This is a genomic window from Scytonema hankhaensis NUACC26 (assembly GCF_045865695.1).
Taxonomy (GTDB): domain Bacteria; phylum Cyanobacteriota; class Cyanobacteriia; order Cyanobacteriales; family Nostocaceae; genus Scytonema.
The window spans coordinates 1-23,558 of sequence record NZ_BAACAP010000203.1 but is presented as its reverse complement, the minus strand read 5'-3'; the positions used below and the strand labels follow the sequence as shown (position 1 = coordinate 23,558).

At 40.2% G+C, this 23,558-nt stretch carries 27 protein-coding genes and 1 pseudogene; 19 read left to right on the top strand and 9 right to left on the bottom strand.

What is annotated here, in order from left to right; genetic code table 11:
• Positions 1-102: 102 nt before the first annotated feature.
• The 5 genes from ACKTT2_RS23890 to ACKTT2_RS23870 all read left to right on the top strand — a co-directional run bounded on the left by ACKTT2_RS23890 (position 103) and on the right by ACKTT2_RS23870 (position 5,748).
• Complete coding sequence (locus ACKTT2_RS23890; protein WP_407891162.1) at positions 103-753, top strand: Uma2 family endonuclease; 651 nt, start codon at positions 103-105, stop codon at positions 751-753.
• 265 nt (positions 754-1,018) lie between these two features.
• Entirely contained in the window at positions 1,019-2,185 is a 1,167-nt protein-coding gene (locus tag ACKTT2_RS23885; RefSeq protein WP_407891160.1) for an AAA family ATPase, read from the top strand.
• The gene (locus ACKTT2_RS23880) at positions 2,148-2,699 is read left to right on the top strand and encodes a hypothetical protein (RefSeq protein ID WP_407891158.1); all 552 of its coding nucleotides are present in this window, start codon (positions 2,148-2,150) and stop codon (positions 2,697-2,699) included. Before ACKTT2_RS23885 ends, ACKTT2_RS23880 begins: the two co-directional genes overlap by 38 nt.
• A gap of 493 nt (positions 2,700-3,192) precedes the next feature.
• The gene (locus ACKTT2_RS23875) at positions 3,193-3,585 is read left to right on the top strand and encodes a hypothetical protein (protein WP_407891156.1); all 393 of its coding nucleotides are present in this window, start codon (positions 3,193-3,195) and stop codon (positions 3,583-3,585) included.
• A gap of 204 nt (positions 3,586-3,789) precedes the next feature.
• Entirely contained in the window at positions 3,790-5,748 is a 1,959-nt protein-coding gene (locus ACKTT2_RS23870) for a DarT ssDNA thymidine ADP-ribosyltransferase family protein (RefSeq protein ID WP_407891154.1), read from the top strand.
• Between the two features lie 219 nt (positions 5,749-5,967).
• Here ACKTT2_RS23870 and ACKTT2_RS23865 read toward each other — a convergent pair whose 3' ends face one another.
• Both ACKTT2_RS23865 and ACKTT2_RS23860 read right to left on the bottom strand, forming a co-directional pair.
• Positions 5,968-6,549 (bottom strand): SH3 domain-containing protein, encoded by a 582-nt coding sequence (locus ACKTT2_RS23865; RefSeq protein ID WP_407891152.1) that lies wholly within the window; start codon positions 6,547-6,549, stop codon positions 5,968-5,970.
• 59 nt (positions 6,550-6,608) lie between these two features.
• Positions 6,609-6,953 carry a hypothetical protein gene (locus ACKTT2_RS23860; RefSeq protein ID WP_407891150.1) on the bottom strand — a complete coding sequence of 115 codons (345 nt, stop codon included), beginning with the start codon at positions 6,951-6,953 and terminating at the stop codon, positions 6,609-6,611.
• A gap of 201 nt (positions 6,954-7,154) precedes the next feature.
• On the opposite strand from ACKTT2_RS23860, the gene ACKTT2_RS23855 reads away from it, so the two are divergent.
• The gene (locus tag ACKTT2_RS23855) at positions 7,155-7,298 is read left to right on the top strand and encodes a hypothetical protein (RefSeq protein WP_407891148.1); all 144 of its coding nucleotides are present in this window, start codon (positions 7,155-7,157) and stop codon (positions 7,296-7,298) included.
• Positions 7,299-7,333: 35 nt separating this feature from the next.
• Positions 7,334-8,458: a precorrin-8X methylmutase gene (locus tag ACKTT2_RS23850; protein WP_407891146.1), complete on the top strand. Its 1,125-nt coding sequence runs from the start codon at positions 7,334-7,336 to the stop codon at positions 8,456-8,458.
• Here ACKTT2_RS23850 and ACKTT2_RS23845 read toward each other — a convergent pair.
• Together ACKTT2_RS23845 and ACKTT2_RS23840 are read right to left on the bottom strand one after the other, a co-directional pair.
• Complete coding sequence (locus tag ACKTT2_RS23845) at positions 8,440-9,264, bottom strand: metal ABC transporter permease (RefSeq protein ID WP_407891144.1); 825 nt, start codon at positions 9,262-9,264, stop codon at positions 8,440-8,442. The two genes, ACKTT2_RS23850 and ACKTT2_RS23845, sit on opposite strands and share 19 nt — an antisense overlap.
• 45 nt (positions 9,265-9,309) lie before the next feature.
• Positions 9,310-10,083: a metal ABC transporter ATP-binding protein gene (locus tag ACKTT2_RS23840; protein WP_407891142.1), complete on the bottom strand. Its 774-nt coding sequence runs from the start codon at positions 10,081-10,083 to the stop codon at positions 9,310-9,312.
• A gap of 218 nt (positions 10,084-10,301) precedes the next feature.
• Here ACKTT2_RS23840 and ACKTT2_RS23835 point away from each other — a divergent pair, with 218 nt between their 5' ends.
• From ACKTT2_RS23835 to ACKTT2_RS23825, 3 genes are all read left to right on the top strand, one after another.
• Positions 10,302-11,327, top strand: coding sequence for a metal ABC transporter solute-binding protein, Zn/Mn family (locus ACKTT2_RS23835; RefSeq protein WP_407891140.1), 1,026 nt, complete (start codon positions 10,302-10,304; stop codon positions 11,325-11,327).
• A gap of 304 nt (positions 11,328-11,631) precedes the next feature.
• The gene (locus ACKTT2_RS23830; RefSeq protein ID WP_407891137.1) at positions 11,632-11,844 is read left to right on the top strand and encodes a CAB/ELIP/HLIP family chlorophyll-binding protein; all 213 of its coding nucleotides are present in this window, start codon (positions 11,632-11,634) and stop codon (positions 11,842-11,844) included.
• A gap of 67 nt (positions 11,845-11,911) precedes the next feature.
• Complete coding sequence (locus ACKTT2_RS23825) at positions 11,912-12,151, top strand: hypothetical protein (RefSeq protein WP_407891135.1); 240 nt, start codon at positions 11,912-11,914, stop codon at positions 12,149-12,151.
• A 112-nt stretch (positions 12,152-12,263) separates the two neighbouring features.
• Here ACKTT2_RS23825 and hemB read toward each other — a convergent pair whose 3' ends face one another.
• Positions 12,264-13,289 carry a porphobilinogen synthase gene (hemB, locus tag ACKTT2_RS23820; RefSeq protein ID WP_407891133.1) on the bottom strand — a complete coding sequence of 342 codons (1,026 nt, stop codon included), beginning with the start codon at positions 13,287-13,289 and terminating at the stop codon, positions 12,264-12,266.
• A 35-nt stretch (positions 13,290-13,324) separates the two neighbouring features.
• Between hemB and ACKTT2_RS23815 the strand changes: the two genes are divergently transcribed.
• Together ACKTT2_RS23815 and ACKTT2_RS23810 are read left to right on the top strand one after the other, a co-directional pair.
• On the top strand, positions 13,325-13,531 hold the full coding sequence (locus tag ACKTT2_RS23815; protein WP_407891131.1) for a hypothetical protein: 207 nt from the start codon (positions 13,325-13,327) through the stop codon (positions 13,529-13,531).
• Positions 13,524-13,685 (top strand): annotated as a pseudogene (locus ACKTT2_RS23810) (FAD-dependent oxidoreductase); the annotation flags it as partial. The gene ACKTT2_RS23815 and the pseudogene ACKTT2_RS23810, both read left to right, overlap by 8 nt.
• Here the strand turns inward: ACKTT2_RS23810 and ACKTT2_RS23805 are convergent.
• The 3 genes from ACKTT2_RS23805 to ACKTT2_RS23795 all read right to left on the bottom strand — a co-directional run bounded on the left by ACKTT2_RS23805 (position 13,680) and on the right by ACKTT2_RS23795 (position 16,117).
• On the bottom strand, positions 13,680-14,411 hold the full coding sequence (locus ACKTT2_RS23805) for a metallophosphatase (RefSeq protein WP_407891128.1): 732 nt from the start codon (positions 14,409-14,411) through the stop codon (positions 13,680-13,682). The pseudogene ACKTT2_RS23810 and the gene ACKTT2_RS23805 overlap by 6 nt on opposite strands.
• Before the next feature lie 108 nt (positions 14,412-14,519).
• Positions 14,520-15,329 carry a metallophosphoesterase family protein gene (locus ACKTT2_RS23800; RefSeq protein WP_407891126.1) on the bottom strand — a complete coding sequence of 270 codons (810 nt, stop codon included), beginning with the start codon at positions 15,327-15,329 and terminating at the stop codon, positions 14,520-14,522.
• A complete protein-coding gene (locus ACKTT2_RS23795; RefSeq protein ID WP_407891124.1) occupies positions 15,326-16,117 on the bottom strand; it encodes a CobW C-terminal domain-containing protein in 792 nt (263 codons plus the stop codon). The genes ACKTT2_RS23800 and ACKTT2_RS23795 overlap by 4 nt, the downstream gene beginning before the upstream one ends.
• Before the next feature lie 209 nt (positions 16,118-16,326).
• Here ACKTT2_RS23795 and ACKTT2_RS23790 point away from each other — a divergent pair, with 209 nt between their 5' ends.
• The 3 genes from ACKTT2_RS23790 to ACKTT2_RS23780 all read left to right on the top strand — a co-directional run bounded on the left by ACKTT2_RS23790 (position 16,327) and on the right by ACKTT2_RS23780 (position 18,877).
• A complete protein-coding gene (locus tag ACKTT2_RS23790) occupies positions 16,327-17,028 on the top strand; it encodes a Uma2 family endonuclease (protein ID WP_407891122.1) in 702 nt (233 codons plus the stop codon).
• 9 nt (positions 17,029-17,037) lie between these two features.
• The gene (gene codA, locus ACKTT2_RS23785) at positions 17,038-18,294 is read left to right on the top strand and encodes a cytosine deaminase (RefSeq protein ID WP_407891120.1); all 1,257 of its coding nucleotides are present in this window, start codon (positions 17,038-17,040) and stop codon (positions 18,292-18,294) included.
• Between the two features lie 349 nt (positions 18,295-18,643).
• Positions 18,644-18,877, top strand: a complete 234-nt coding sequence (locus tag ACKTT2_RS23780; protein WP_407891118.1) for a Nif11-like leader peptide family natural product precursor — start codon at positions 18,644-18,646, stop codon at positions 18,875-18,877.
• 112 nt (positions 18,878-18,989) lie between these two features.
• Here ACKTT2_RS23780 and ACKTT2_RS23775 read toward each other — a convergent pair whose 3' ends face one another.
• Positions 18,990-19,433, bottom strand: a complete 444-nt coding sequence (locus ACKTT2_RS23775; RefSeq protein WP_407891116.1) for a DUF29 domain-containing protein — start codon at positions 19,431-19,433, stop codon at positions 18,990-18,992.
• A 260-nt stretch (positions 19,434-19,693) separates the two neighbouring features.
• Between ACKTT2_RS23775 and ACKTT2_RS23770 the strand changes: the two genes are divergently transcribed.
• The 4 genes from ACKTT2_RS23770 (at position 19,694) to ACKTT2_RS23755 (ending at position 23,039) form a co-directional block, all read left to right on the top strand.
• Positions 19,694-19,828 (top strand): hypothetical protein, encoded by a 135-nt coding sequence (locus ACKTT2_RS23770; RefSeq protein ID WP_407891114.1) that lies wholly within the window; start codon positions 19,694-19,696, stop codon positions 19,826-19,828.
• A 339-nt stretch (positions 19,829-20,167) separates the two neighbouring features.
• Positions 20,168-20,680, top strand: coding sequence for a flavodoxin FldA (gene fldA, locus ACKTT2_RS23765; protein ID WP_407891112.1), 513 nt, complete (start codon positions 20,168-20,170; stop codon positions 20,678-20,680).
• 215 nt (positions 20,681-20,895) lie between these two features.
• Complete coding sequence (locus ACKTT2_RS23760; RefSeq protein WP_407891110.1) at positions 20,896-21,639, top strand: alpha/beta fold hydrolase; 744 nt, start codon at positions 20,896-20,898, stop codon at positions 21,637-21,639.
• 251 nt (positions 21,640-21,890) lie between these two features.
• The gene (locus ACKTT2_RS23755) at positions 21,891-23,039 is read left to right on the top strand and encodes a PepSY-associated TM helix domain-containing protein (RefSeq protein ID WP_407891108.1); all 1,149 of its coding nucleotides are present in this window, start codon (positions 21,891-21,893) and stop codon (positions 23,037-23,039) included.
• Positions 23,040-23,558: the final 519 nt, after the last annotated feature.

Here is a 23,558-nt window from a genome sequence, read left to right as displayed (position 1 = left end):
ACTCTCTCACGCTAAACCTTAACATTAATGTCAATGTCAATCCTAATCCATAGAATTATACGCTACAATAAATTACAAAGTACAGAGTAAAGTCAAAAACTTGTGTCTGTCTCTACTCAAAATGACGCAATAGATTTCCAGCAAATTCCGGCTGTACCGACTGAGCCTATTTGGCGCTTCAGTATTGAACAGTATCATCAAATGATTTGTCAGGGCATCCTTACTGAAGACGATCCAGTAGAATTATTGGAAGGATGGCTCATACCCAAAATGCCAAAAAATCCACCACACCGTGTTGCTACAAAGTTGACTCGGAATATTTTGGAAAAACTTGTACCTGATGGATGGTATGTAGATACACAAGAGCCGATTACTTTAGATAATAGTGAGCCAGAACCCGATGTTGTTATCGTCCGAGGTGACACTCGCGATTACCTTGACAGACATCCTGGTGCAAAAGATATTGCCTTAGTTGTTGAAGTTTCTGATTCTACACTCGAGCGCGATAAGCTGGGTACAGCTTGCGCTTCGCGACGAACTCTCAAAAAACGTATATACGCTCGTGCGAATATTCCTGTTTATTGGATAGTTAATCTCGTAGAGCAACAGGTAGAAGTTTACACGGAACCTACTAACTTGTTGCAAGAACCAACTTATCAGCAGCGCCACGACTACCAAATCACAGAAACGATTCCACTAGTTATTGAAGGAGTTGAGGTAGGTCGTGCTTCTGTGCAAAACTTGTTGCCATAAACTAGATAGCTGGAAATCAACAGAATAAGATGACAGAATATAAATATTAAGACTTACGCAAAGCCCCCCTTAAAAAGGGGAGCTAGGGGTCCCCTCTGGGGTTGGGTGGAGATGGGGGGATCGACAAAGCGTGAAATCCCTAAAATACCGTTGAGGTTGCGTAAGTCCTGAAATATTTCTAATTTGATGAAATGTTGGGTTTCGTTCCTCAACCCAACCTACTTTATAAATTATCTCTAAAACTCTTACAAATGACAAATGACAAATGACAACACTGATGGAGGATGAGATGTTAAAGAGACTCTACATTGATAACTTTCGTTGCTTAGTAAATTTTGAACTTCATTTTGACTCAATCAATCTATTTTTAGGTGGAAATGGAACAGGTAAATCTACTATTTTTGAAGTCTTACAGAAAATACAAGTATTTGTAAGTGGTGATTCTAAAGTAGAGGAAATTTTCAAATCTCATGACTGTACTCGTTGGCAAAAAAGACCGATTCAGCTTTTTGAATTAGAAATTTCTGGAAATGGGGGTAACTATAAATATGAACTTGCTCTTGAATATAAACAGGAAAAGAGCCGTATTAAGTACGAACGCTTATGGTATGATAATCAGCCTCTATTAAAGTTTGAGTCGGGCGAGGTTCAACTTTTTCAGGATGATTATTCTGTAGGTTCAGTATATCCATTTGATTGGTCTCGGTCGATATTATCCTCATTAGTTTTAAGAGATGATAACACGAAGCTAATATGGTTTAAAGAACGTATGGAGCGGTTCATTATTGTCAAAATTATTCCACATTTAATGGTTGATGGTAGCGATCGCGAAGAAACCCGGTTGAGTTTACACATGGAAAATTTTGTTTCCTGGTATCGCTATATTTCACAAAATCAAGGCAGAATAGCACAATTAATGATTGTTTTAAAAGAAGTTTTAGACGGATTTATTAGTTTTAAATTTGAGAGATTCAGTGAAGAATATAGAATTTTAAAGTTACGTTTTTCTCTAGACTCTTCTCAGCAAGAATTAATGGATTATCGCTTTGACGAACTGTCCGACGGACAAAAAGTCCTCATGGCTTTATATACTCTTTTATATGGTACTCAATCTGAAGATTATACTTTATGTATAGATGAACCAGAAAACTTTTTAGCCTTATCAGAAATCCAACCTTGGCTCACCCAACTCTACGACCTGTGTAGCGAACAAAAAATGCAGGCTTTACTCATCTCCCATCATCCTGAATTGATTAATTATCTTTTAGCATCACCAATAGGATATTGGTTTGAGCGTCAAAGTCATGTTCCAGTAACAGTAAAAAAGATTAGTCAAGAAGTAGCAGCGTCTACAGGACTACCAATTTCAGAACTGATTGCTCGAGGTTGGCTGTATGAGCCAGCGCTCAGTACAAATTGTTATTTTGTGTGAGGACAGACAGCACGAAGTCTTTACTCGTTACTTATTAAACAATATAGGTTTTTCGACTAGAAATATCAGATCTCTGGTTTGCCCAAAAGGTAGTCTGTCTGGAGAACAGTTTGTTAGGGAACGATATTCCACAGAGGTCAAAGCATACCGTAGTAAGTCAAGCTATTTATCAATTGGATTGGTTGTAGTCATTGATGCAGATAATAAAACTGTTCAAGAACGCTTAAAGGAACTAGACGATGCTTTGAAAGCAGACTCTCAACAATTACGTCAACTTAATGAAGCAATATCTATATTGATACCGAAAAGAAATATTGAAACTTGGATACATTATTTACAGGGAGAAAGTGTTGACGAAGAAGCAGAATATTCAAAATTCTCTGAAGAATCAGCTTGCAAAGCTTACGTTGAAAACTGGATAAATCAGTATTATTTGAATTTAGATGAAAAGACACCATTATCACTTCAAGTAGCTAGTGAAGAATTACAAAGAATTATGCAGTTGTTGAGGTAAATATGAAAGTAGCTTGTTGAACTATCAAAGAACTTACCAATGCAGTTGGTTGATATAAGAATCCTATTTGATTTATAAACTATGCATAGGGTGGGCAATGTAATGGTTTGGCTGACGTTATGCATTACTGTTGGAATGATAGTTCAGATGGAATCATTAGACTTAAGAACAAGGATAACCATGTTTTGAAAGTGCGATCGCACTTTCCACCATATGTATAGCACAAATACTATAGAGTATCATAAAACACAATAATTTTTCTGTATTCAAGGCTGTTGTACTTAGGAAAAAGGGAGAGAAGCACATTGCACCAGAGCAAGTAATCGAGATACCCAAAGAACTCAAGCAGCATTTAACTGCCCTAGTTGATTTAAGCCCTGATGAGTATACGGAATATTCCCGGCTTCCAGTTGAAATCAGAAATCATGAGAACTACAAAAGATTAAATAAGCTCTTTTGTCGGTGGTCTGAGAACGATATCATTTCTTTTATTTTGAGACAGCACCAGCCTCACGAATATCTCCATATTACTCTCGATACCTTAAATTATCTTTTCAGCAATTTCCGCCATCTAAATACCAACAATAACAGTAGTCTTAAAACAACTGCATGGCTTGCAGATGAACAAGGAAAAGCTGTACATCCTCACAATGTTCTTCACTATATATCTATAAAAAATGAAATTGAAGAGTTACTACTGGTAGTGCCTTTTACCTATGTTGCGTCTTCACAGTTAACAACATCAATCCGCAAGCATGAAAGCTGCTGGCAATGGTTGACTCAGGAGTTATTTGTAACTCAAGATAAAGCTTTAGCCAGAGTTGGGGAATTGCTCAAACGATTTGGGAGGATTTATGTCAGTCAGATCAGCTTGATATTCAAGTAGCAAAAAACCTTTTGCTAGAAAACGCTCCATCTGTAATGAGGATGTTAGGCGCACACAAGCGGAGTTCTGCAATCAATAACATCTTAACACATTGGGATAACTTGCGCCATTTGAGGGAAGAACTGAGACAGCAAAAAAAATCTATAGAGAAGCTCGATCAGCAAATTGAAAATCTTATTTCTGAGCTATCCAATTTACTAGAAGGTGAGTCTTATCTGTCATATGTTGATAGGCGATCGCGCTATGGGTTATTTGATTACTCACTGTCAGTTGCTACCCAGTGGCTTATACGGTTATCACCGTCAACTCATCTCGCTTGATAATGTTAAATACAGAGTCACAGGCAAACTCTTAGAGCAAAGTTGTTTTTTAAAAGTTGCGAAATGGTCTAATTTCCTGCAACAGTATCAGGGTAACCTTATTGCACGTCACAGATGGGAAGAGGTCAAGCAACTGTTAGAAGCAGCTTTTGATGAACGGCGTTATAACGTCAGAGACTTGCAGCTACTTGACGTTTTGAAAAACGAAATAGCAATGAATGAACCAAAGGTGACACCATACAAGGCTAGTTATATTGGCGAACTCATTTCAAAAGAATTTTTTAATGGCTTCAATATATCTTCAGAACTCAGTCATCTGCAAAGCTTTTTAGAAACAGTGAACTTTCTGTCTAAGGCTGGCACTTATCTCCCGTCTCAGAAATTGTTGGACAGCCAATCCAATACTCTTGAAGAAAATTTGTTAGTTGGGTTTGCTCCAGACGATCGCATTCTTCACTCTGACTATAACCAGACGGCTCTCAATTTCTTTTATGCTTGTCGCTTAAGGAGAGACAGTGTTTCTAAAGATGAAATTGTCATCTGGGCATTACAAGCACAAACTGATGAACAGCGCCAAGCAGTGTATATTTACCTTTTACGAGGAGAAAAACGAGAAGAAATAGCGCCCATCTTGTATTCTAACCGTGAAGATTACTGGTTTGGCAGCGATCGACGGATAATAGACATCCTCGAATACATGGTATTGATAGTCATTGAACGAGAAAAAGTTCTTCTTTCTCCAGAACCTTCCAAAGATATATCTAGAGAAAATGAAGAGATAGAGGAGCATAATCCTTTCTTAGAAATTCAATCAACTTGCACTCGTAATGATTTTTCTTCAGAGCGATCGCAACAAGAACAGGAAGCATTTGCGCGTATGCTTCTAGACGGGCTTAATTGCCAATCTTCTTTTTGGAAGGGATATATTTATCACTTTACCCATATTGAGAATGCTGTTTCAATTCTTCAAGGCGAACGCTTGCTAGCAAGGAATCATTGTAAAAATTTTCGAGATTCGGCGGGCGCAAGCTTGATTACCCATACTAGTAAAGATGTAAAAGATTTTGCACGCTTCTACTTTCGCCCCAAGACTCCTACTCAATGGCATAACGAATCACTAGGTAAGCGAAAAGGAAACATTTATGCTTTGTGTCCCGTACCAATTTTCTTCCGCTTAAATCTCGAACGAGTACTGGAAACACATGGTAGTCAATGTGGTATTAGTAATGGAAACCTTGCTGCTTCAGGATCTTATTATGGAAATAGTGTAAATTTTTTAAAAGAGTATTTTGATTTTAATCACGTCTACTCTACATTACAACAGGTTGGTAAAGAGATTTATTTGAGAGCATCTCAACAAGAATTTATTATTCATCATTACCTTGACTTTACTAAGCTAAATTTAGAAGACATAAGCCTTATCTGTCGAAACACGGACGACAAACAACTTTTACTACATCTTATGGGTAGAGATTCCAAATACGCCCACAGAGTTTTTGAAGAACAGGATGTATTAGATAAAAGTTTATTTTATCATGATAATCCTTATATAAAAATTACAAATTATGGTCAATATTTTGAGGTAGAAATTGAGAAATATGAAAGTTCTATCAATACGATAGAGGGGAGATTGTATCTTAAATTTACTCAAGAGAACCTGTTAAATCGTGAAATTAGTTCTAAATTTCATGACATCTCTAAAGTTTTGCTAGGAGAATCAACCTCTGTCACAGCTTCCCGTAATATTCAGCTACAATATAAGCCAAATACTCGGATGAGTGTTTATTTTAAAGAATATGGAAAAGATTGGTTAATATACACTAATGAGCCTCGAAATCATTAAGAAGATAGGGGTTGCTACAGTAGAAAAGACTTTGTTACTTCTAAAAAATATAAAAATCAAGGAATAATTAAATTAAGACTGTACCCAAATAAAAACCCTATCGGCTTGTCGCGTCAAGGGTTATTTTAGCAATTGTGTGGTAAGAGAGAAATAGTTCTAAGTAAGTATAGGTAAAAATCAAGCTTACTTATGCACTACAAGGTGCTTTCATTTTTAAGCTCAGTCAATAGGTTCTTGAGTACAACGCAAATAATTTGAATTTACCCAACCCTGCAACCCCTTAACTCTTGTATTTGGACCTTGCTCAACTTCAACATAAGCCCAATTTCCTTGCTCTCGGATAACATGAACGGTGTTGCCATTGTTCAATCCGGCTTTTGATTTCCCTCCAGGAGAAAAGCGCACTGCAAGTTGTCCTGTTTGAATACCCTTGACATCACACCAAGTTATCCACTTCAGGTCAACTATAGGCACAAGTTCGCTAGTAAAAATAGGGCGATCGCCTTTGAGAATATTCAGATGCATATTTCCTTCTTGGTTCTCACGCCAGGATACTGCGTAAATATATTCGCCATTAAACCAGAGTTTTCCTCTGTAACCGTCATCACGTACAGATTGGGAGCCTTGAAGTTTGATGCAGCGATTGCGGCTGTCACATCCTTGATAAGAATCATCACTACCTAAAGTGATAGTAAATTCCCCCGCTTTGTATTTCGTTGTTTCCTGAGCAAGTGCGGGATTGACAATAGATGTTGCAGTAACGGTAAGAGCGCTTATGATAGCAGTTAATTTCAAATTCATAGTAGGAGATTAGAAATATAAAAATTTCTGCCTTAAGATTGGGTGTACTTCATCCATTGCTATAGTTGTCTTTGGCGGGCTAGAGTCACTGCTCTCACATTTTCAGTAATTAAAGCAATTTGACCGCATAGCCCGACAAAATTACCCAATGCGTTGAGTTGTTTATCATTTTTGCCATCATAGGATACTAATCCTATCGCAAAGCCAAGAAGGAATACATACCCCACAATTTTGAGATTATTGACTCCTCTGTTGAGATAAACCATACCAAGTGGCAAAAAGAAAAATGTTAAAAAACCGGCAATAGTGGGATTTTTCTTGGCTAATTCTTCAGTTCTTTCTATATCCCGTTTGGTTGGCACAAAAGGATTCCAAGGGGAAGACTCTGTAGAGTTTAATGTCATTTTTTTAGGATAGATGCTGTAATTTATCAAGTAATATTTGCTTGTTATTAGCGTGTCACAGACACAAAATATATGGCTTCCGAAGTAACACTGTCTCTTTTAAAAAGTTTTTGTGAAGCGTGCAATAAGCATGATATACACCTAATGTACGTTTATCTGTGGTTCTTAAACTCTTTGATTGGATAAGTAATTGCACTATTCATGGCTTTTGTTAAACTGAAAGAGTATGCAGACTCGATTGGTGTAACCGAGTCTACCATCAGAAACCTAGAGAACAACAGGAATGGTGTTGAATTGCTAATTAGAGTCGCTAAACTCTGTACCGCTTTGAAAGGTACTGCTTAAGACTTGGTTGATTTTGAGGAAGAGAAGATTTGATTATGGCTAATTCCACAATGTCTAATATCCTAACAATCAAAGAACTTACCGATGCAGTTGGTGGCGGAATCACTCCTCGGATGGTACGTCACTATCATCAATTGGGATTATTACCGCAACCAAAGCGTTCTTCGACCAACTATCGTCTTTACACCGACAAAGATGTTATTAGACTGCAACGCATTGTGGCACTGAAGCAGCAAGGATTTCAACTCAACCACATCCGTCAAATTTTAGAAGTGGAACCAGAAACGGATGCCACTGCTAGCTTTATGGCGCAACTCCAACAGCAATATCAGTCAGTGATGCAACAAATTTCTCAACTAAGGCAAACAGCATCTGCATTAGAGGGGTTATTGGGACGCGATCGCAATTGCCAAATTATGCAAGCTGAGGTTTTAGCACAACTAAAGTTACTGGAAGTGGAAACGAAGACGGGTTTGTCTGGACTAGAAAAACTTTGGCGTGGATTAGATGCCCAAGTGCATGCTCATCCAGAAGCTTTTCAAGAATCGTTACAACATTTACTTCCCGATTTGTCTAACCGCTCTGAAATAGAACAAGATTTAATTTCCAAACTTGTCTTAGCTTGCGGAGATGTGAGTTTGGCATCATTCGTCAGGTTAAATCAACAAGCAATAGCCTCTAGCCGCGAAGCTTTGAAATCTGGTTGTGAAATTGTTGTAGATACCCCAACGGTAGCGGCTGCTTTGGATATGACACGATTAGCTCATTTGGATTGTCGCGTTGAAATACTAATTGATAATCCTCATGTGACTTCTGCAACAGAGGCAGAGAAAGAATTTTGGCAACATCAGAAATGGCAAGAAAAATTACTGCAAGTTCCTGACGGTTGCATTATTGCGATCGGTTATGCTCCTAGCGTACTACTATCTGTTTGTGAAGCGATTCAAAAGCAGAAAATTCACCCTGCCTTAGTCATTGGAATGCCTATTGGTTTTAGTCATGCTCCGGCGGCTAAAAGGCAACTGATGCAATTATCTGTGGGCGCGATCGCAATTGAAGGGACATTAGGAGGTGGTTTGTTAGCCGCAACTGCATTAAATGCTTTGATTGAATCACTCATTGAGAAACCCGATTGTCATTGTTATTTAAGTCGTCGATAAGAAAAACTGAATAAAAACGCTAAGAAAAAAAATCCAAAAACAATCAGCACGATAGCCGCACCAGATGGGATATCTAAGTAGTAGCTCATATACATTCCCACAACGCTACTGACTGCACCAAATACAGAACCCCAAATCATCATCGCATGCAGTTCTTTGACTAACAAATAGGCAGTGACTGCTGGACCAACTAACATAGCAATTACCAAAAGCGAACCTACTGTCTGCAAGCTCGCAACGACAGTCAAGGTAATAGCTGTGACTAAACCAATATAATATATCTTTGTTGGCATTCCCTGAGCTTGTGCTCCTAATGGATCGAATGTGTAAAACAGCAGTTCTTTGTAGAATAACGTTGTTAATACCAAAATAAAGCCAGTTAAGATTAGAGTTAATATGAGATCGTCACGATTAACTCCTAAGATATTGCCAAAAAGAATATTAACTAAGTCAATGCGATTAGCTCCTGGTAAAATACTTATTAATGTCACTCCAACTGCCAAAAATTCAGATAAAATCAGTGCCATGGCAGAATCTAATTTTACCCGCGAATAAGCTTCAATGGCAGCTAGCATAATTGCACTCACTACTCCCGCGATCGCTGCACCAACTGACAAAGATATACCTAAAACATAAGCTATTGGCAGCCCTGCAACAACTGAGTGAGAAATTGCGTGTGCCATCATACCCATTTGCTGCACAATCATATAGCTTCCAACAACCGCACAAAGAATGCCCATTAAAATTCCAACAATGATGGCATTTCTCATAAATTCAAATGACAGGGGTTCTAGTATTAAATTCATAAATGGCTAATTGCTACTCCCTACTCCCTATTCCCTATTCCCTATTCATGGGTTTGTCAAACCAAAATTGTGCCCGTATGCTTTTTGAATATTTACAGGTGTTATGACTTCTTCTCTACAACCCCATGCTACAAGATACTTATTTAATAACAGGAGTTTGTCATATTGCTTTAAGGTATCTCCTAAATCGTGATTGATAATTAATAAAGTTTTTTGTTGAGTTTTAAACTCTCTAAAAATATCAAAGATAATTTCCTCTGTTTTATAATCTACCCCTGTAAAAGGCTCATCAAATAATAAGATGTCTGCTTGTTGGGCGATCGCTCTTGCTAAAAATACCCGTTGCTGTTGTCCGCCAGACAGTTGTCCTATAGGGCGATCTCGTAAGTTCCAAATGTCCACTCGCTGTAGTGCCATCTTCACAAGTTCTCTCGACTGACGACTTGGACGGCGAAACAAGCCTGCTTGTACTGTTCGCCCCATCATCACCACTTTCTTGACTGTAGTAGGATAATCCCAATCAATGACCGAGCGTTGGGGGATGTAGGCAACTCGTGATAGCTGTTGCTTTAGGGGTTGTCCGCAAAATTTCACACTGCCACTGGAAACTCTGATCAGCCCCAACATGGCTTTAATCAATGTACTTTTACCTGCCCCATTGGGACCGATAATCCCAATCGATTGGCTTGGTTCTACAGTAAAGCTAATGCCCTCTAGCGCTAAGTTTCCTCGATAATGCACTGATAAATTATAGACTTCTAGCATACTTTCTAAACTATCGATCTCTGTCCCCTCATCTTCTTTTGTCTTGATTTGCATAATTATTCTCGTATTACTGCTCGCATATTTAACAGGCACAAAATTAAATTGTTATTCATATTGTACAATGATTATTGTTATCTTAGGATATTTAATGCCAATTGGAAATTAGGAGACAGATTGTTTGATTGATATCAAGTCCAAGCAAGACTTGACTTTCTCAATCCAAATCCAAAATCCAAAATGGTATAACTCTTTAGTCTGAGGCAGAAAATACAATGTTGGGAATCGTGCAAAACAAGACGCATTTTTTCTGGGGAGGATTATTGCTAGCAATGATTGTTGGGGTAGGTGGATGTGAATCAGCTTCCAAAACTCAAAGTGGAGAAAACGTCAATAATTTATCTACCACGACAACATCCTCTCCGGCAACGGCAATAACAAAGACAAAACCAAAAGTTGTTGCATCCCATAGTGTATTGTGCAACTTAGTGGAAGAGGTTGCCCAAGACAAGGTGAATTTGACTTGTCTGATTAACCCAGACCAAGACCCACACACCTACGAAGGCAAACCGTCAGATAGACAAGCAATTGAACAGGCAGATTTGGTATTCTATGCTGGTCTGAACTTCGATCCGGCGATCGCAAGCATGGTAGAGGCGACAAAAACATCTGTTCCTAAAATTGCACTTCACGACCAAACCACGTCCAAGAAACTGACGCTTGTTGAAAATGGCAAAACGGAGACTGACCCCCATGTTTGGCATGATGTGAAGAATACCATCGGTATGGTACAACTCATTGAAACAAATTTAGCAAAAATCGATCCTGGGCATGCCGCAGAGTATAGCAAAAACGCTGATGCCTATGAAGCTCGACTCAAAGCACTTGATGCTTGGATTCCCAAACAAATTGCCACCATTCCCCAACGACAGCGCCGACTGGTTACAACTCACGATGCTTTGGGTTATTATGCCAATGCCTATGGCTTAACTGTTACCGATACACTTTTGGGAATCTCCACAGAAGAAGAACCGACAGCTAGCAAAATCAAGTCTTTAACTAACAGTATCAAAAAGCAAGGCGTCCCTGTTGTATTTGCTGAAGTCACTGCTAACGATAAAGTCTTGAAAACCGTGGCTAATGAGGCAAAAGTGAAAATTTCTCCAGAAGAATTGTTGGCTGATGGGTTAGGTAAAAAAGGGACACCGCAAGGTACATATATCGGGATGATGGAACGAAATACTTGTGCGATCGCGAAAGGGTTAGGAGGACAATGCACTTCCTTTAACCGCGATCGATAAATGCTTTGTGCTTCATCTGTAATACCATTTTGGATTTTAGATTTTAGATTTTGGATTGAGAAAGCCATGTCTAGACTTGATTTGAGCAAACTGTCTGTCTCATTCTTCGTTCAAATTGGTGTAACGATAGAAGCACGGTATTCACTTTTGTCGATACAATAAATCTCTTTTAAAGTCAAGACCTGTCTTCCGAACTTAAACGATACGGTTCTAACACAAATATTTTCATTTTTAAGGTATTGCAATATTTATTTACATTAAGTTACTATTCTTAACATAGAAAACAAAACAAGGAAAAAAACCCATGACATCACGTACTTACGTAATCGAAGAAGGCAACAGACTCAACAACTACGCCATTGAACCCAAGATGTATGTAGAGCAAACCCAACGCTTCGGCTTCACCGAGTATGCAGAGATGCTCAACGGACGTTTGGCGATGATTGGTTTTGTCTCCCTCATCCTGCTAGAAGTTTTTACCGGACACGGTTTTATTGGATTGCTCACCAGTTTGTAAGTCAATTGACAGAAAACAATTGAAGTGATAATTGCCAACTGTATAAATAAAATTTGGAGGAATTAAGATGAGAACTGACTTTGATTTTCCCAAAAAAGAGTTAATTGGACCCGTAGTTTTCCGCCCTGAGTTTAACAATTTCCAGCAAATCAGCGCGAACCAAACCTGGTCATTATTTTTCACTGCTGGTCAGGACGATAAAGCACTGGGACAAAACGCAGAGTTCGGCAAGTTCTTTACTTATCTGTTGATTGCGTTAGGAGTAGCCGGATCTATTGGGGCTAGTATTTTCACTAACCTTATATAGTTGGCTTTATTCAGCATGATGACCTCGTGTACGCTATTCGCTTTCACAGCTAAACTGAATCCTTAGTCTAGCTGTGAGCGAATTACACGTCACGCATGAATGCCAGCACAACTCACTTGTGCAACATTAATGCAACTTCCTTAGCAAAGTAAGTCAAAATCAAATCAGCACCAGCCCGTTTTATGCTGGTTAAAGTTTCTAAAATTACCTTTTTCTCATCAATCCAGCCGTTCTGAGCAGCTGCTTTAATCATTGCATATTCGCCGCTAACGTTGTAAGCTGCTACAGGAAGTTGAGTGAAATCTCTGACTTGACGAATAATATCTAAGTATGCAAGGGCAGGTTTTACCATCACAATATCTGCTCCTTCTGCTATATCTAGTTCTACTTCCTTGATAGCTTCTCTAGCATTTGCAGCATCCATCTGATATGTCTTCTTGTCTCCAAACTTAGGTGCAGAATCCAAAGCATCTCGAAAAGGACCGTAGTATGCCGAAGCGTATTTTGCAGAGTATGCCAAGATTCTCACGTCAATGTATCCTTCTGCATCCAATGCTTTACGAATTGCACCGACTCTACCGTCCATCATATCGGAAGGTGCAACCATATCTGACCCAGCCTCAGCTTGAGAAAGTGCCATTTTGACCAAGACTTCTACAGTCGGATCGTTGAGAATTGTCCCATTGCGATCGATAATGCCGTCATGACCGTGAGTTGTGAAGGGATCGAGGGCAACATCAGTAATGACTAATATCTCTGGTACAGCTTGTTTAATTGCCTTGACAGTTTGCTGTACCAAACCCTCTAGATTATAGCTTTCACTACCCGTATCATCTTTCTTAACTTCTGGGAGCGCTGGAAAAAGTGCAACAGCACCAATACCCAGTTGATAAATTTCTGCTATTTCTCTGAGCAATAGATCTAAAGTGTATCGGTAGCATCCCGGCATGGAGGTGATTTCAATTTTCTGGTCTTCACCTTCCATCACAAACATGGGATAGATGAGATCGTCTACAGTCAAATTGGTTTCCCTCACCATACGACGTAAAGTTTCAGTACGGCGCAAGCGACGGGGACGATAAATTAGCTCGCTTGTATCAGATGCGGTGTTAGTTGAAGTGGATGTTTCGGAAGTCATAGGGTAATGATAACTAATTTCATATCAATCGTACAATGATAACTATCAAAATTTCCCAAGAACCAGTAGTTGCTGACGGGTTGGGTGAAAAAGGAACTCTGCAAGGTACTTATGTGGGGATGATTTCATCGAACACCTGCATCATTGCTAGGGATCTCGGTGGTAAATACACGCCGTTCGCACCTCGAGCGTTGCTACACGCGCTCATCGGTGTGCAAAATCTGGGAGAAGTGATTAGTTAATGGCTTACCAGTTCTAGATCGGCATTTGCGGTGGCGGGGTTGTGAATTATTCTTGATGGGTGGGTTAGCAGCTTTACAAGTAGGACCAACGGCACGGAATTTATCTGGGGCGCGAATGACGAGTGAAAAGATTGTTCGGTGCTGTTGTTCATAGAATATTAAAACCTTTGTTGACTCCATATCGAACAGTCTTAAATTCCACTCGATTTGTACTTGTGTTATAGAGAGTGTAAGTAGCTGTCCCCAATGTTCTCCCTACATTTCCTACCCCAATGACTTGACGTGAGTTCATCTTGACAGTTTGAGGAAAAACTTGACGATCCAGAGTAGTCACTTCCGATACAATAGAACCGGAGCGCAACTGATACTCAAAAGTCAGACCAGAACGACCGCAAAACAAGTTATTCGCATCCAATCGTATTAAGCGATCGCACAGAAGAACGGGAGAAGTATCAGGAGTCAGTTCTTCGTCTACAGACACCGTTGTACCGTGAATTAACAAACAATCCAATTCAAAAAAACCAAAATCGAGCGTTCTCAACCATTGTACAGTTTGGCGAGAAACAGACTCCCACAAGAACTTAACCGTTTCTCCTCCATACTTTGCCATCAAATCAGTTGGTTCTTGGGTAGCACTCAGACCGTGTAAAATCAAACATTGTTCTTCCCACCATCCCTTACATACCATTGGTTCTAACTCACCCCGCTTGGGATTGCGAACCCGTTTTACCAACTGTTCGGATTCTTTTGTCGGTCCAACTAAATCGCCAAGAATGTACAATGCCTCTATCCAACGACTTTGACGCTTGATATCTGCTACTACAGCTTCATACGCTGCTAAATTTCCTTCAATTCCACTCAAAATAGCCCATTTACTCATATCAATTTCGGATTTTAGATTTTAGATTTTGGAAGTCATTCCACTAACCAGTGTACGGGCGCAACGCCTTGCGCCTCTACTAACCACTAACCAGTAACCACTAACCAATTACCTCGTACAAACATGAGTTGGGTCATCGGCTCTTTCCGCATATTCCAATCCTTGAGCTAAACGCCATGCAAAAATAGCAGGTAAGCCTTTTTCAATAATCGCTGCACAAGTTTTGTGGTAGTCATAAGGAACTTCCCGTAATGTCGCTTCTTGAGTGTCCATATCATAAACAACGTAAGTGGCATTAGGTCGCCCATGTCTAGGTTCTCCAACTGAACCCACATTAATAATTCTCTTTAAAGGTGTATCAAAACTTCTACTCTGTTCTTCTTGACCTTTTTTAACACTAATTGTTAAGCTTCCTGTATCTAAAATCCGAACATAAGGTACGTGAGTGTGACCGCAAAATAGTACATCTGCTTTTGTATAAATGACGCGCTCTAGCGCTACGAAAGCATTGAGTTCAGGTAATAAATACTCATGATTGCTATGAGGGCTACCGTGAACAAAAGCGAGGTTTCCCTCACGGAAAGTAAAAGGTAATTGTGCTAGAAACTCACGATTTTCTGGATGAATCTCCTTATTTGTCCATTCGTGGGCTAATTGTCCGCGTTTCTCAGCGAGTAGAGAGGGGTAACTACATTCACAAGCATTTAACCCTTCCACAATATCTTCATCCCAACAACCAGCACAAGTCGGAATATCCAAAGAACGAATTTGTGCAACGACTGCATTTGGATGGGGACCATATCCTACCAAATCCCCAACACAATAAATTTTTTCAACTTTTTGCCGATCGATATCTAGTAACACAGCATCTAATGCTTCATAATTCCCATGAATGCATGACATAACTGCTATTTTCACCGTACCATTTCCTCCTTCAGCGATTCTTTTGCCTGTTCTTGGTAGTACAAAATTGCAGCGTCTGATAAACAGCAATCTTGTAAAGTTTGTCCTAGAGCCACCTCATCTAGGTTTTCTCCTAAAACTTCCACGCCACTGAAACGGTGAGGTCTACCTTCTAGATGGCGAGGTAAGTCTAATTCTATAAGATCGGTTTCTTGGACACCTTCAACAAAATCAGCGTAGAGCGATCGCCCATCAGCAACATCAAAAATTCCCTTAGCTCTAACAACTGTTCCATAAGCGCCGTGTGTCATTTCATACCAAAACTCTTCCAAACTGTTTTCATCAAAGACTTGACCCGTGTTAGAGACTCTCCATAATTGGGCTTTTGAAAGATTTTTACTAGCACTGACTCCTGCTACGATTTCGCTTGCCCAAGAATACCACTCAGAATCTTTCAGATTTGGTGGCAGGACTGCTACTTTAGAGTAAGGCAAATTGTTTAATATTTTTTCAACAGTAGATAATTCCAAGTAAAAACCTACTTCCATGTATATAGCATCTGCTACTGTCAGTTGGTTGACAAACTCGGCTGTTTGGGTGTCGTCAAAGACTTTGACTTGAGGAAATTTGGTAGCAAGGTACGTTTGGTCGATGGGAACCGACCCAGTACCGGGGCTATAATACAATACATTTCCACTGGTAGAGTGGAAGTGCTGTTGTCCCACAGCCAACTGCTGGTAAATCCAAGTTGTTTTGCCACAGCCGGGTAGACCGGCAACTACGGTAATTGCTGGTATATTCATAAAGCAATGATAATCGTTTTTGATGAAATTATAGTAGAATTTAGAAAAATTTCTTTTTTCTAAGTAGCTAAGTAAAAATCCTTACCAATGACTAATAACCAATGACCAATGACGAGGACTAACTAGTTAACTTTAATTGTGCTGACTTACTTAAGTTCAAAGTCTTTGTTAGAATTAGCAAAAGTATTTCAACTCGGGCATTTAAGTTAATGAGGACAGCCGTAGAGGAGCATGACCTAAGCAAGAACGAACGCATACCACCTCTAGAAAGTGGAGATAGGCTAACTGACTGGGAATTTGAACGTCGTTACGCCGCTTCCCCCCACATTAAAAAGGCGGAACTTATCGAAGGAGTCGTTTACGTGGCTTCCCCGTTACGTTTTGAAAGTCATGCCGAACCTCATAGTAATTTGATTGGCTGGTTGTGGACTTACCAAATTACAACACCAGGAGTGAGGTTGGGAATTGAGCCAACCGTGCGTTTGGATCGGGATAATCAACCCCAGCCTGATGGTGTTTTACTGATTGATAAACAATTGGGAGGACAGGCGAGTATTAGTCATGATGACTACATACAAGGCGCACCAGAATTGGTAGTAGAAATTGCTGCTAGCAGTGTTGCTAATGATTTGTATGATAAAAAGAAAGCCTATCGCCGAAATGGAGTGCGCGAATACATTGTGTGGCAGATTTTTGAGAATAAATTAGATTGGTTCTGCTTGGAAAAAGGTGATTATATTCTACTAGAAGCAGATGGGGATATTTTGAAAAGTAGGGTATTTCCTGGGTTGTGGTTGGCAACATCAGCACTATTGGCAGGTAATATGAGTGTGGTCTTAGCAGTATTACAACAAGGTCTGAATGCGAAGGAACACGCGGATTTTGTGCAACAGTTATCGCAAAAGGTTTAAATTGTCCTTATGGCAAACAAAACATACGATTTACTAGTGCGTCGCGGTAAATTAGTTGGATTACCTGAAGAACTGGTCGATATTGGGGTGAAAGACGGTCACATTATTGCGATCGCATCTCATCTCAATGGTTCGGCGGAAGTAGAACTCGATGCTCGAGAGCAACTGATTTCGCCCCCATTTGTCGAGTCCCACATTCATTTAGACTCAGTACTGACGGCGGGGGAACCGCGTTGGAATGAAAGTGGTACTTTATTTGAAGGTATTCAAATTTGGGGAGAACGCAAGCAAAATCTTTCATTAGAAGATGTCAAAACCCGTGCAGTGGCTATGCTCAAACAACAAGCAGCACGGGGAATTTTATATGTTCGGACTCATGCTGATGTTAGCGAACCGCAACTGATAGCCCTAAAAGGACTGTTAGAAGTCAGAGAGGAAGTCAAAGATTGGATGACTCTGCAAGTAGTGGCATTTCCCCAAGATGGCATTTATTCCAAAACAGAAAACGAAGCCCTCTTGGAAGAAGCTTTAAAAATGGGTGCTGATGCAGTTGGTGGAATACCGCACTACGAACTTACCCGCGAAGATGGAGTGCGATCGGTACATCGTATATTTGAGTTAGCGCAACAATACGATCGCTTGATTGACATTCACTGTGATGAAATTGATGATGACCAATCGAGATTTTTAGAAATCGTTGCTGCTTGTGCAATTCGTACTGGTATAGGTGCGCGAGTCACTGCTAGCCATACAACAGCTTTTGGTTCTTACAACAATGCCTATGCTTTCAAGTTAATGGGTTTTCTCCAACAAGCTCAAATTAATTTGATTGCTAACCCCCTCATTAATATTACACTCCAAGGTCGAATGGATACTTATCCAAAACGCAGAGGTGTCACCAGAGTGAAAGAACTTTGGCAGCAAAAGCTCAATGTAAGTTTTGGTCATGATTGCGTTCAAGACCCCTGGTACAGCTTGGGTACGGGTAGTATGTTGGACGTAGCCCACATGGGAGTCCATGTTTGTCAAATGACAGGAGTGCCTGAAATTAATGCCTGTTACGACATGGTTACCATAAATGGAGCAAAAACACTACACGTAGAAAGCGAGTATGGGGTAGAAGTTGGCAAAAAAGCTTCGCTGATAGTTTTAGATGCAGGCGATCGTTATGATGCTATTCGCTGTCGCACTTTTCCTCGCTATGTCATTTCTAAAGGAAAATTATTAGCTCATACCACACCTGTAGTAACGGAGTGGAGCGAGTAAAATTGACTTTCTGTAAATGTTTGCAATAGATTCAGGTGGAGGGACGGGGAGCATACCAAATTTGCCAAAGCCTGCAAGAATAGAATTCTCTTGCTATACAAACCAAGTCCCTCCGGGTTCGCTAGTTCCCTGGGCGTGGGAAATCCGCCTACAGGACGCTGACTCACCGCCTTCGCGGACTTTTGATTAGGTGAACTTTTGTCAAGCATCGATCGCACATTCTCTTTTTTAGTTAAAGATCGAAGTATACAGATATAAGCCAGTAGTTCAATTCAGCTAAATTTGTCGAAACGACGGCAGCTAATTAATTACATGGAAATCTGAAATTCAAAACAGGGGATGGACTGTTATGTCACAGAACAATGCTACCCGATTTTTGGGGATCGTCAAACAAGATCGAGCATTAAAGGAAAGACTCAAAGCCACATCTGAGCCAGAAGTTTTTATTAAAATTGCTAAAGACCGTGGCTATGACTTCACAGTCGAAGAATTGCAAACTGAGTTAAGCAAGTTGTCTGAAGAAGAGTTAGCTGGCATTGTCAATCCAGGAATAGCACCCAGACAGCATATTTATCCCAGGTAATTCTTAGTATAGGTCGGCGATCGCGCAACTGCTACTTGTGTCGATCGCCTAAAGGTACTGCTACTTTACGAGTATACTCCAGTGGGGCAATTCCCTTTCCTACTCCTTCAATCTAATTGGCCTCAGGTAAGAATTCAGGATTTATAACTTGTTCTAGAGTGTAAGGACACACTTCTGGAAAAACCTGTTCGCCCAATTGCGTTTCCCGAATTGCTAAAGCCAGACCCAGTTCATAAGCACTAAGGAAAACCTCTTCTAAATAAGGTTTCAAACTTGGGCTATCTTCCAAAAGCAGTTTAATCTGAACGCGCTGCTCTCTGATTGTGCCCAACAAACTATTACTACGCTTTTCCGATTGGAATTGCCACTTTAATAGATGCCCTAGCAAAATTCCCAGTCGATTTCTCAACTCTTGCCGCTCTTTCCTACCCAAAGTCTCAATTTCCTCTATCAAGTTTATCGTATCTAATTGCTCCCATCGCTGAGCTTTGAGCAAGCTAATTTGTTCTTGAGTCCAGGCATAGAAATCTACTTCATAGAGGTCAGAGGTATACATCTTGAGTCAATCGTTATAAATCTATAAACAACTTATAGCGTTTCCCAGTCTGTTGAAGTACAAATCGATCGGTGTCCTTCTGCTACAGGCTGCGGTTAATTCTTTATTCTGTACCTCACGAAAGTGGGAATTGCTATACTTTTTAATATTAACTCAGCCAGCATGGTTGTAGAAGCTACCATTGGCAACTCAAAGCTAAGAAGATTTTTTGTAATAGACTACCTGTTACAGCAATCGAGTGTTTTAGTAGACGGGTAGAGTTGAAAGAATGTGAACGGAGAATTAACACAGGATGGCGAGAATTCCATAGCACTGGTAGAAGCAATGCAGGGAGCAATGTTCGGGCATCTGTGAGCAGACATATTTACCACCTCGCGATCGCAAGAGCAGATTAGTCTGAGAACTTAATGAAAATATCTTTCATCAATATAGATTATATAGTAAGCTGTTACTCATAGTTGTTGAACTAAATTCTCAAAAAAGGTAAATCAGGTAAAATGGCGCTCGCTTCTACAAATTCGTTGTCGGTGGAGCAAGACCTCACCGATGCTCCATAGTGGGCTGGGAATGCAAGACTCACAAATTGATCGGGAAAACTGCTAGGCGCTCACGTCGCTCATTCTGGTCTCATCGAGTCTGAATGTTTTAGCTGCAATTCCCTAACATCTCAATTTAGTTAAAAACACAGCAAGCGTCTTTATCAATTTTCATTTCACGTTATCTAGGAGAAATTCATGTCAAAGATTGGTCTATTTGTTGGCTCTACAACCGGAAAAACTGAAGATGTAGCGGACACAATTCAGAAAGAATTTGGTGGAAAAAGTGTTGTCACCATACATAATATTGCAGATACGGAAGATAGTGAGTTTGAAGAATATCAATACATAATTATCGGTTGTCCGACTTGGGATATTGGGGAATTACAAAGTGATTGGGAAGGATATTTTCCTCAGTTAGATGACATTGATTTCAGTGGTAAGAAAGTCGCATATTTTGGAACAGGCGATCAAATTGGGTATAACGATAACTTTCAGGATGCAATGGGCATTTTGGAAGAGAAAATTACCGAACGTGGTGGAACCACTGTTGGGTATTGGTCTACCGAGGGCTATGATTTCAATGAATCAAAAGCATTGCGAGACGGTAAATTTGTTGGTTTGGCTCTTGATGAGGATAACCAATCTAATTTGACAGACAAGCGTATTAAAGCTTGGGTTGGTCAACTGAAGACGGAGTTTGGCGTGTAATATAGCAATCCTATCTGATTTGTGAAAAAATCTCAGTACTGTAGGGTGGGCAATGCCTACCATGTAAAGCTTTTGTACGGCATAACCCTACCTACGTGTCGTTCAAAAATCAACTAGGAGTTCTATAGATAGTGGTTACTAGTGACTACTAATTAATAACCACTAACTACTAACAACTAACAATCCTTATCATAATTTACTTGCAGGTAAATTTAATGTTTCAATCTCCAGATGTCCTTTGGTTAAATACAAACCCTAGTTTGCAATACTTTTCTCAACCACTGCTATCTCATTTGTCACACCAAATGATAATTGCTAGTTGGGATTACTCTCAAACGCAGGATGAAGCAAGCCCACTTTCATTTGCAGTGTTGTTATTGCACGATTATCTTCAATCTTGCACTCAACCCGTACATCTTATTGGTCATAGTACGGGAGGATTGTTAGGACTACTTTATGCCCGTCAGTATCCTGAAAAAGTAAAATCTCTCACTCTATTGGCTGTCGGTGTTGATGCTACTGTTGATTGGCAAGTGCATTATTACGCTCATCGCCCATTCTCTAGTCGCCAGCAAGTTCTCAGAGCCATGGCTTATAATTTGTTTGGATATCACGAAGAATGTACTAATAAACGTCTAACAAGACTTTTAAGACAAGATTTGACTTCCTCACTTTCACCCCACTCGCTATTTCAAAAACTTAGTTTGCCTCCAAGTTCAGTTCCCGTTCCTCTAATGGTCTGTGGGAGTTTAGACGACATCATTGTAGAAACTGAGAATTTATGCGGATGGCAACCTTATTTGAAAGAGGGCGATCGCCTGTGGAAATGCCCGGAAGGAAAGCATTTCTTTCATTTCTTTCAACCCCAGCTTGTAGCGGAACAGGTTCTTCACTTCTGGAATTCTTTAAACTTATCAAATGCAGTTTATACCAATTTGACAATAGGGGATAGGGGATAGGCTCTGTTGCGATCGCCTAACAGTGATACATTCATGCTTTGTTCCGAACGCTCGATATCTGCAAATTTCTCAATAAAACGTCACATAGTCGGTATTTTGTTAAGAATTCTTGACTAAGAGTTTTTAGCAATAAGCTTGTATTTTTTTACAGGAAGTGCTGATAATAATTACAATTAAATGCTGTCTCATAAATTCACACTAATTGACAGTAGTGTTTGAATACTGATTTAAATCATGACACAGGAGCATCGATGGTACACTCTAGAAAAGTGCGCGACGTAGCATTTGTCCTACATCGTTACTTTGGCTTACTAGTCGGACTCATTTTAATTGTCGTCGGTTTAACAGGTAGCTTGTTGGTGTTTGAGAAGGAAATCAGTTCATTTCTAGTTCAGCAGCAGTTCGGACAAGTGATTCCTCAAGAACAAAGGGTATCTGTAGCATCTATTCTTGAAACCGTAAAAACCACTTATGCTTCTCAGCCAGAGTACAAACTATCTGGCATTAATACATTACCAGATCCAAACTTACCCTATCGTGCTTTCCTACAGTCTCCAGATGAAAAACGATTAGAGGTTTTTGTTAACCCTTACACGGGTGCTATCGTGGGCGAGCGCGTGTGGGAAAAGACACTCATCGGCATAACATACAAACTTCACTATCAACTTCTGGCTGGCAAAGTTGGAGAAGTCATTGTTGGCATTGCAGCTTTATTACTACTTATTCTCAGTATTACAGGAATTATCCTATGGCCTGGTTGGCGAAGACTTATCAGTGGTTTCAAAATCAAGTGGCAAGCACACCCAAAACGAACCAACTTTGATATTCATAAAGTTTCGGGGATTATTACTGCCATCTTTCTAACTATGATTGCTTTTACTGGGTTTTGTTGGAACTTTTGGGAATTTAGTCAGCCCTTAATCCACACTGCTACTCTGACGCCCATTCCAAAGGAACCAGTTTCTCAACCTATTCCGGGAAAGTTACCTCTAACAATTTCCGAACTTTTACAAAAAGCTGATGCTGCGTTACCAGAAGCTGTGACTACCTATATCCGATTGCCACAAACCCCAGAAGGAGTTTTCAGAGTTGGGAAAAAATTACCTCAAGATACAGTAGAGTACGGTCGCAGTCAAGTTAACTTAGACCAGTACACGGGTGAAATCGTGCAATTGAAAGATGGTCGCAAGCTATCCCGTGCTGATGAAGTCTTCTATTCGTTTCCATGGATGCACTATGGAACTTTTTGGGGGTTACCATCCCGCATTCTCTACATATTTGTAGGGCTTGCACCGCTTATTTTATTTGTCACTGGTACAATCATGTGGTGGTATCGTTACAAAGGGAAAAAATATACATCACAGCCTACAGAAATAGCTGAGCCTTTGGGTAGGAGTTAATGGGATATTAGCAATAGGGCATTGGGCATGGGAAAAATTTTATTTGTCACATCTGTTTGCTTGGTGACGGTTAACCGGGTTCTACAATTAAGTGACATCATAGTTATTGATGACTCACCTGCCTTTAGGCTAGGTGATTCTTTCCGGGCATCGGCATCACGAGGCACGAGCCTATGGCTATCAACTGCCATCTACCCTGTTAGCACTAGTTCAAAGACTAGGTTCCTGGCTACGTGAACAGCGTCGCCAACATCTTACAGTTTCCGTAAACGGGTAGTGCCTGTTAATCACCGCCTTGAGCATACTTTGCCCGGTGTGGTGAGCGCATTCCACTTTCAACGGGGCAGTTACCGTCTCAAGCATTTTTGCTTGTACGCATGATTACGATGTTGGCGCAAATCCTTGAAGATTTTACGCACTAGAGGTTTTCCTAGTGCAACGTCGATGGCTAAGGTCGGAGCGTCACCACTCCGCCTCGCCTACAAAACCGTGCTTGAGAGATTTCCCCTCACACGGCTC

What these genes read in the sequence shown, in the direction of transcription:
- ACKTT2_RS23850 (WP_407891146.1), top strand. Translation starts at nt 7,334, where the DNA reads ATGGCTAATTCCACAATGTCTAATATCCTAACAATCAAAGAACTTACC.
- ACKTT2_RS23845 (WP_407891144.1), bottom strand. Translation starts at nt 9,264, where the DNA reads ATGAATTTAATACTAGAACCCCTGTCATTTGAATTTATGAGAAATGCC.
- ACKTT2_RS23815 (WP_407891131.1), top strand. Translation starts at nt 13,325, where the DNA reads ATGATAACTATCAAAATTTCCCAAGAACCAGTAGTTGCTGACGGGTTG.
- ACKTT2_RS23885 (WP_407891160.1), top strand. Translation starts at nt 1,019, where the DNA reads ATGACAACACTGATGGAGGATGAGATGTTAAAGAGACTCTACATTGAT.
- ACKTT2_RS23825 (WP_407891135.1), top strand. Translation starts at nt 11,912, where the DNA reads ATGAGAACTGACTTTGATTTTCCCAAAAAAGAGTTAATTGGACCCGTA.
- ACKTT2_RS23855 (WP_407891148.1), top strand. Translation starts at nt 7,155, where the DNA reads ATGGCTTTTGTTAAACTGAAAGAGTATGCAGACTCGATTGGTGTAACC.
- ACKTT2_RS23760 (WP_407891110.1), top strand. Translation starts at nt 20,896, where the DNA reads ATGTTTCAATCTCCAGATGTCCTTTGGTTAAATACAAACCCTAGTTTG.
- ACKTT2_RS23790 (WP_407891122.1), top strand. Translation starts at nt 16,327, where the DNA reads ATGAGGACAGCCGTAGAGGAGCATGACCTAAGCAAGAACGAACGCATA.
- ACKTT2_RS23880 (WP_407891158.1), top strand. Translation starts at nt 2,148, where the DNA reads ATGAGCCAGCGCTCAGTACAAATTGTTATTTTGTGTGAGGACAGACAG.
- ACKTT2_RS23805 (WP_407891128.1), bottom strand. Translation starts at nt 14,411, where the DNA reads ATGAGTAAATGGGCTATTTTGAGTGGAATTGAAGGAAATTTAGCAGCG.
- ACKTT2_RS23840 (WP_407891142.1), bottom strand. Translation starts at nt 10,083, where the DNA reads ATGCAAATCAAGACAAAAGAAGATGAGGGGACAGAGATCGATAGTTTA.
- fldA (WP_407891112.1), top strand. Translation starts at nt 20,168, where the DNA reads ATGTCAAAGATTGGTCTATTTGTTGGCTCTACAACCGGAAAAACTGAA.
- ACKTT2_RS23865 (WP_407891152.1), bottom strand. Translation starts at nt 6,549, where the DNA reads ATGAATTTGAAATTAACTGCTATCATAAGCGCTCTTACCGTTACTGCA.
- ACKTT2_RS23830 (WP_407891137.1), top strand. Translation starts at nt 11,632, where the DNA reads ATGACATCACGTACTTACGTAATCGAAGAAGGCAACAGACTCAACAAC.
- hemB (WP_407891133.1), bottom strand. Translation starts at nt 13,289, where the DNA reads ATGACTTCCGAAACATCCACTTCAACTAACACCGCATCTGATACAAGC.
- codA (WP_407891120.1), top strand. Translation starts at nt 17,038, where the DNA reads ATGGCAAACAAAACATACGATTTACTAGTGCGTCGCGGTAAATTAGTT.
- ACKTT2_RS23775 (WP_407891116.1), bottom strand. Translation starts at nt 19,433, where the DNA reads ATGTATACCTCTGACCTCTATGAAGTAGATTTCTATGCCTGGACTCAA.
- ACKTT2_RS23795 (WP_407891124.1), bottom strand. Translation starts at nt 16,117, where the DNA reads ATGAATATACCAGCAATTACCGTAGTTGCCGGTCTACCCGGCTGTGGC.
- ACKTT2_RS23860 (WP_407891150.1), bottom strand. Translation starts at nt 6,953, where the DNA reads ATGACATTAAACTCTACAGAGTCTTCCCCTTGGAATCCTTTTGTGCCA.
- ACKTT2_RS23780 (WP_407891118.1), top strand. Translation starts at nt 18,644, where the DNA reads ATGTCACAGAACAATGCTACCCGATTTTTGGGGATCGTCAAACAAGAT.
- ACKTT2_RS23835 (WP_407891140.1), top strand. Translation starts at nt 10,302, where the DNA reads ATGTTGGGAATCGTGCAAAACAAGACGCATTTTTTCTGGGGAGGATTA.
- ACKTT2_RS23755 (WP_407891108.1), top strand. Translation starts at nt 21,891, where the DNA reads ATGGTACACTCTAGAAAAGTGCGCGACGTAGCATTTGTCCTACATCGT.